This window comes from Actinoplanes sp. NPDC048791 (assembly GCF_040650095.1).
Lineage (GTDB): Bacteria > Actinomycetota > Actinomycetes > Mycobacteriales > Micromonosporaceae > Actinoplanes.
The window spans coordinates 1-7,191 of the sequence record NZ_JBEZGQ010000399.1 but is presented as its reverse complement, the minus strand read 5'-3'; the positions used below and the strand labels follow the sequence as shown (position 1 = coordinate 7,191).

Here is a 7,191-nt window from a genome sequence, read left to right as displayed (position 1 = left end):
CGAGGAGCTGCGGATGCCGTACGAGCTGGCCCGGGCGCACGAGGAGCTGGGCCGTCACCTCGCCGCGGGACAGCGGTCGCCGCTGGGGCTCGACGGGGCCGCCCACCTGGCCGCGGCCGCCGCCGGATACCGGGCTGCGGGCTGTCACTCGACGCTCTGACCTGGGCGGGAGCAATCCGGGCGCATCACGGCTTAGGCCCACGGCAGCCGCATCGTTTCTGAGAGTATGAACCGATATAGGTCATCAGTCCGGTAACTGGTGGTTCTCCGTCTGGCTGGAGGGACGGCCATGGCAGGTGGGGCGTTGTGGGTACGGCGCCGGCTTCGTGGCACGGACACGATGCTGGGCCAGGTCCGCACTCTGTTCCTGGGCATTCTGCTGCTCTGGCCGCTGTTCGGGCTGTGGGGCCTCAGCGGTCACCGGCCCGCGCTGGCCGTTCCGGCCGTCGTGGCCGCACTGGTCGTGGTCGGCTGGCTCTACGCCGGGTACCGCCGGCAGCGGTTCCCGGCCTGGAGCTGGATCTTCGAGGGCGCCTGCGTCGGCCTGGTGGCCGCGGGATCGGACTTCGGCATCACCATCGGCCTGTGCATCGTCTGGGTCAACTTCCGGTCGCTGTACGGCCGCCTGCGGGAGAAGATCCTCGCGGTCCTGGTGATCTGCGCGATGATGGGCTTCGGCTTCGTGCAGTTCGACATCCCGGCCGGCGTGGCGATCCCGCTGTGCTGCACCGCGCTGATCTCCCTCGGCGTCAACCACGTCCTGGCCCGGGGCAGCAGCGCCCGGGACCGTTCGGCCGACCGGGAGGGCACTCTGGCCTCGGCCGGCGGCGGGCTGGTCGCCTCCACCACCCGGGGCGAGGCGATGGACGTGACCCTGGGCGCCGCGCTCAGCATGGACCGGGCCGCGAGCGCCGCGCTCATCTTCACCGTCACCGGGCAGGCCCTGCACGTCATCGCCGCGGCCGGGCACGTGGGCGGCGAGGCCTCCGGCTGGGTCACCGAGCTGGCCAAGCTGCCCGAGCAGACCCGGGCCGCCCTGCGGCCGGGCGGCTACGCCATGGTCTGCGACGAGGCCGCGGCTGAGGTCACCGAGGTCCTCCGGCTGCCACCGCACGAAGTGGTCATGCTGGCGCCGATGGCCGCGCACGGCGACGTCTTCGGCATGCTGGTGCTGGCGCTGGACCGGCGGCCGACCGACGACCTGTCGGCGTCGATGACGACCCTGGCCGACGAGGCGGCGCTCACCCTCGACCAGCTGCTGAGCCGCTCGCGGCTGAGCATCGTGGTCGAGCACTCGGCCGACGCCCTCATCCTGGCCGGCGAGGCGGGCCTGATCCGCTTCGTGAACCCCGCCGCGGAGATGATGCTGGCGTGCCCCAGCGAGGAGCTGGTGGGCAGCGACATCTGGTCGCTGGTGCACGAGAGCGACGTGGCTGCGCTGCGTGACGTCGCGTCGTCGTTCGAACGGCCGGCGGCCCTGCCCTGCCGGATCCGCGGCCGCGACAGCGCCGAGTGGACCGACGTGGAAGCCCTGGTCGAGTACGTGAGCGAGCACGACGGCTCCCGCAGCATCGTCTTCACCGCCCGCGACGTCTCCGAGCGGCACCGGCTGGAGCTGGAGCTGCGGCACGCGCAGAAGCTGGAGTCGGTCGGCCGGCTCGCCGCGGGTATCGCGCACGAGATCAACACGCCGATCCAGTTCGTCGGGGACAACGTGCGGTTCCTGGAGACCGCGTTCGCCGACCTGGACCGGCTGCTCGCCGCGTACCGGGAGCTGGTGGCGACGGCGCAGGCCCAGGGTGACATCGAGGCCGCGCTGCGCGAGCTGGAGTCGGTGGCGACCGACGTCGACATCGAGTTCGTGATGGAGGAAGTGCCGGTGGCGATCTCGCAGACCCTGGAGGGCATCAACCGGGTGGCCCACATCGTGCGCGCGATGAAGGCCTTCGGCCACCCCGGCACCGAGGAGAAGAGCCGGGCCGACCTCAACGAGGCCATCAAGAACACCGTCGTGGTGGCCAACAACGAGATCAAGTACACCGCCGACGTCGAGACCGACCTCGGTGACCTGCCGCTGGTGCACTGCCATCTCGGCGACATCAACCAGGTGGTGCTCAACCTGGTGGTCAACGCGGCCCACGCGATCGGCGCGGCGGACCGCGGCCGGGGCACCATCCGGATCAGCACCCGGCTGGACGACGGGTACGCCGTCATCGAGGTCGCCGACACCGGCACCGGGGTGCCCCCGGAGATCGCCGACAAGCTGTTCGACCCGTTCTTCACCACCAAGGAGGTCGGCACCGGTACGGGTCAGGGACTCGCCCTGGTCCGTACCCTGGTGGCCGACCGGCACGGCGGGACGATCGACTTCACCAGCACGGTCGGGGCGGGCACGGTCTTCACCGTACGGCTGCCCGTGGCCGGCCTCGACGAGCCGCAGCCGGCCGGCCAGCTCGCGGAGGCGTCGCTGTGACCGGGGCGCCCGCCGTGACCCCGCGGCCGCACATCCTCTTCGTCGACGACGAGCCCCGGATCCTCGGCGGCCTGCGCCGGATGCTGCGGACCCACCGGGACCGCTGGGACATGTCCTTCGCCGAGGGGGCCGAGGCGGCCCTGGCGGCGCTGCGGGACCGGCCGTGCGACGTGATCGTCTCCGACTACCGGATGCCCGGGATGAACGGCGCGCAGCTGCTGGAACGCGTGCGCCTGGAATACCCCGGCACGGCCCGCGTGATCCTCTCCGGCCAGACCAACGAGGACAACCTGCTCAGCATCATGGTGCTGGCCCACGAGTTCCTGACCAAGCCGAGCTCGCCGGAGCAACTGGTCGCCACGGTCGAGCGGCTGATCGACGTGCGGATCCCGACCGGTACGGGCGCCCGCCCCGACCGCGCCGACGTGCAGTCGCTGCCGAGCCCGCCGCACACGCTCGTCGAGCTCATCGAGGCTCTGGACTCCGATGACGTGTCGGCGTACTCGATCGGCACCGTCATCGAACGGGACCCGGCCGCCACCGCCAAGGTGCTGCAGCTGGTCAACTCGTCGGCGTACACGGTGGGGCGCAAGATCAGCGACGTCGGCCAGGCCACCGCCCTGCTGGGCGTGCAGACGGTACGCGGCCTGGTGCTCATGCACGACCTGATCCGCACCTTCGACGTCAGCGGCGGGCTCCCGGTGGAGTGGCTGGAGGCGCTGACCCTGCACTCGGTCGAGACGTCGCGGCTGTGCCGGATGTTCGCCGACGGCACCGACTGGGAGAGCAACGCCTTCACCGCGGGCCTGCTGCACGAGGTCGGGCAGCTGGTGCTCGCCTCGATGCGACCGCGGGAGTTCGCCGGGTCGCTGGAGGCGTGGCGCGCCGCGGATCCGGCCGACGCCACCTTCCTGTGCGTGGCCGAGTCGTCGATCATCGGCTTCTCGCACATCGACGCGGGCGCCGACCTGCTGCGGTTCTGGGGACTGCCGGATCCGGTGATCGAGGCGGTCGCCGGCCACGCCGTGACGGTGCAGCCGGGTGCGGTCGCCGACGCCTCCACTGCCGTCGCGCTGGCCCACGTGGTGGTCGAGGCAGAGCTGGGACCGGTGTGCGGACCGCTCGGCGCGACGCCGCTGGCCGAGGATCAGCTGGACGAGCGCGACCTCGCGGTGATCACCCGATGGCGACGGGCACGCTCGCGGCGCTGACGCCGGCCTCGTCCAGGATCATCAGGGGCTCGGCGACGCCGTCCTCGAGCGCGGCGAAGTTGCGCAGCCGGGTGATGAGGCCGACGGTGACCTCCTGACCGGCGTTGACCAGCAGGACGTCCGACCGGTTGCGGACGGCCGCGGCGAGCACCATGCCGGCCTGCAGGTCGGCCAGCATCACCCCGCGGATCGTCTCGGCGGCCGCCGCGGCGGTGGACGAGAAGGCCTCCAGCAGGGCGGGATCGTAGAGATGGGACTGGGTCCGCAGGGTCGCCAGCGCCACCGTCGGTGACATCCCCTGCAGCAGCAGCGCGTCGTGGTCCTGCACCAGCCGCAGCAGCCGGCCGCCGAACGGGATCCGGTCGCCGGCGACGCCGTCCGCCGGCGTGCCGGTTCCGTCGAATCCCTTGTGTGAGTAGTGGATGCACTCGGCCACCGGGGCCATCCGGGGAATCGGCGAGATGAGCTGCTCGGCGACGGCGGGCAGCTGATCCACCATCTGCTGCTCGGCGGGGGCCAGCTCGGCGCCGGAGTCCAGTTTGGCGGCCACGGTCGGCGGCAATGAGACGATGCCCAGCTGCGCCATCTCGACGGCGAGCTCGACGGCCCACCGGTCCTCGACCTCCACCTGGTCCAGGATCGCGGAGGCCACCCGGCGCATCCGGGCGGCGCGGCCGAACGCCGCCGGACTGGCCAGCGACAGCACGTCGGACAGGGCCTTGACGCTGCCCTGCAGGGTGCGTTCCAGCAGCTCGCGTTCGGCCACCACCAGCTTGTGCTGGGTCACGCAGTCGCGCAGGGCGGCCGTCATGGTCTCGGTGTCGACCGGCTTGAGCAGCATCCGGAACACCCGGCCCTGGTTCACGGTGACCGCGGCGTCGGCGAGGCTGGTGTGGCCGGTGAGCAGCATGCGCGTGCTGGTGGGAGCCGCTTTCGCCGCCGCGGCCAGGAACTCGGCGCCGTTGATGCCGGGCATCAGGAAGTCGGACACGATCACCGCGAACGGGTCGTCCGGCTTGAGGGCGAACAGGCCGTTCGCGGCGCCGACGGCGGTCTCGACGGTGAAGTCGCGGCGCAGCTGCCGGCGGAGGCCGTCGAGGAGGTTGGGCTCGTCGTCGACCAGCAGGATCCGGGGTCGTTCGACCGGCGTCGTCATGCGGGCTCCCTGCTGGTCCGAGCAACCTGGTCCGAATCACCCCAATATATCGATTACGGGGCTATTCGGCGGGCGGTTCGGCGTTCGCGCGGGTCAGCGAGAGAGTGAAGACCGATCCGCTGTTGAGGGTGGAGACCACGGTGACGTCGCCGCCCATCGCCCGGGCCAGCCGGCGGGCGATGAACAGGCCGAGGCCGGTGCCGCTGGTGCTCATCGTCATCGGGTCCTCGACCCGGTGGAACTTGTCGAAGACCTTCGCGAGCTGGTCGGCCGGGATGCCGCGGCCGTGGTCGCGGACGTCCACGTGCACCCGGGTCCCGTCCAGCCGCATGCCGATCGCCACCTCGGTCTCCTCGGCGGAGTACTTGAGACCGTTGCCGATCAGATTGGCGAGCACCTGCAGGGCCCGGCCGTCGTCGCAGTGGGCGAGGACCGGGCCCGGCGGCAGGTCGAGCACAACGCGGGCGGAGCCGAGGTCCCGGGCCGCCTGGGTGGCCAGCGCGCACAGGTCGTGGGTGCCCGCCGACACCTGCAGCGAGACGTCGTCGGGGTTGTCGCCGAAGCGCGAGGCGAGCAGCAGGTCCTCCACCAGCCGGGACAGGTGCCCGGCACGGTCACCGATCAGGTTCAGCGCGTCCAGGCGCTTCTGCGGGGTCATCCGTTCACCGCGCGACCGCAGCAGGTCGACGTAGCCGATGATCGGCGTCAGCGGCGTACGCAGCTCGTGCGAGACCATGGCGATGAAGTCCGACTTGAGCCGCTCGGTGCGGTACTCGCGGGTCAGGTCGCTGATCACCACCACGTCGCGGACCAGCAGCCCGGCGGTGAAGACGGCCGAGTGGGCGAGCCGCAGCCGGCGCTGCTCGCCGTCCCGGCGGCGGGCGGTCAGCTCGGCGACGGCCTTCGGCTGCTCCACCGACACCGGCATGAGCAGCCGGCGTTCCTCCTCCACCGGCACGTCCAGCACCGTGGCGAGCGGCCGGCCGGTCGCCTCGGCGGCGTCGACACCGGTGATGTCGGCCAGCGCGCGGCTCCACACCTGGACCGTGCCGTCGCCGTCGATCACCATGATGCCCTCGGCGGACTGCTCCACGACCGCCTGCAGCTTGCTGGTCTCGTCGACCAGCCGGTCCAGGTGCTCGGCGCCGCGCATGGCCACGGCGAGCGCGCTGGCCAGGGAGGCCAGCAGGGTGACGTCACCCGTGGTCATCCAGCCCCGGCTGCGGTCGCGGGTGGCGAAGGCCGCCGTACCGAATCGGCGCCCGCCGCCCTGCACCGGCACGACCACCATGCGGCGCAGTCCGCCGGGCAGGTCCTCGGCCAGGTGCACCGGGCCGTCGATTCGGCCGAGCGTGGCGAGATGCCGCGGGATCGGCCCGGTCCGCAGCGCGGTGGGGTCCGTGCTCTCCACCGACAGGGCCGTGTCGTCGTTCTCCAGCACCACGACGGCCAGGTCGGCGCCGAACGCCTCCCGCACCAGCACCAGGAACTGGCGCACCACGTCCTCGCGCTCGGCCAGGGCGTGCGACAGCTGGAGCAGGCACGCGGACCGGGCGTGCTCGTCGGCCTCCCGCGCCGCCGCCCGGTACGCGTAGGTGACGGCCAGGGCGGGCATCGCCATGAACGGCAGCAGCAACGGCGAGTGCAACGCGATCTCGGTGGTGGTCAGCCCGGTCACCATCGTCCCGACGGCCATGTACGCCGACAGCCGCGCCTCCGAGCGCACGATCCGCCACGGCGCGACCTTGTTGAGCACGCCCAGGATCTGCGCCAGGCACAGCAGGTTCACGCCGGTGAAGGCCAGCGTGCCCACCACCACGCCGACCAGGACGCCCAGGGTCATCTCGCCGGGCCGGCCACCGAGCAGGTGCACGATCAGGATCAGTACGGCGGTGGCGGCCGTGTAGGTGCCGAGGTTGAAGACGGCCTTGACGACCGGTCGCCGTTGCAGCGCACTGGCCAGTACGAGCCCGGCCGCGGCGGCGATCAGCGCGTCCCGGGGCGGCAGGAGCAGCACGTCGATGATGAGCGCCGCCTCGTAGAGGCTGAGTTCCTCGACGGCCTCGCCGTGCCGCAGCCGCACCACTGTCATCTCAGCGAGGCAGCTCAGCACGGTCAGGCCGGGCAGCAGCGCGGCAGCCGGCACGCCGAGACCGCGCAGCACGCTGCCGTGCCCGGCGAGGCCGAACGCCACGATGCCGGCCAGCGCGGCGCCCACCAGGACGACGCCCACCACCCGGCGCTGGATCGGATCACGCAGCTGGGCGCGCAGGGCGCCGACCGCCCGGGGCAGCCCCGGACGGTCGGCGTCGGCCTGCGCTGAACTCACGAGCTGGGCAGCCAGGCCCAGG

4 protein-coding genes are annotated in these 7,191 nt (G+C 72.2%); 2 read left to right on the top strand and 2 right to left on the bottom strand.

Annotated features, from left to right (window positions below):
• Positions 1-289 precede the first annotated feature (289 nt).
• Positions 290-2,473 (top strand): ATP-binding protein, encoded by a 2,184-nt coding sequence (locus AB0C29_RS25780; RefSeq protein ID WP_360824927.1) that lies wholly within the window; start codon positions 290-292, stop codon positions 2,471-2,473.
• Positions 2,470-3,684 (top strand): response regulator, encoded by a 1,215-nt coding sequence (locus AB0C29_RS25775; RefSeq protein ID WP_360824924.1) that lies wholly within the window; start codon positions 2,470-2,472, stop codon positions 3,682-3,684. Before AB0C29_RS25780 ends, AB0C29_RS25775 begins: the two co-directional genes overlap by 4 nt.
• Here the strand turns inward: AB0C29_RS25775 and AB0C29_RS25770 are convergent.
• On the bottom strand, positions 3,650-4,840 hold the full coding sequence (locus AB0C29_RS25770; protein WP_360824921.1) for an HD domain-containing phosphohydrolase: 1,191 nt from the start codon (positions 4,838-4,840) through the stop codon (positions 3,650-3,652). The genes AB0C29_RS25775 and AB0C29_RS25770 overlap by 35 nt on opposite strands.
• Before the next feature lie 61 nt (positions 4,841-4,901).
• On the bottom strand, positions 4,902-7,191 hold a 2,290-nt coding region (locus AB0C29_RS25765; RefSeq protein WP_360824918.1), incomplete at its 5' end, for an ATP-binding protein.

Bases quoted from the DNA above. Each gene is read 5' to 3' on its own strand.
- AB0C29_RS25770 (WP_360824921.1), bottom strand. From the start codon at position 4,840: ATGACGACGCCGGTCGAACGACCCCGGATCCTGCTGGTCGACGACGAG.
- AB0C29_RS25780 (WP_360824927.1), top strand. From the start codon at position 290: ATGGCAGGTGGGGCGTTGTGGGTACGGCGCCGGCTTCGTGGCACGGAC.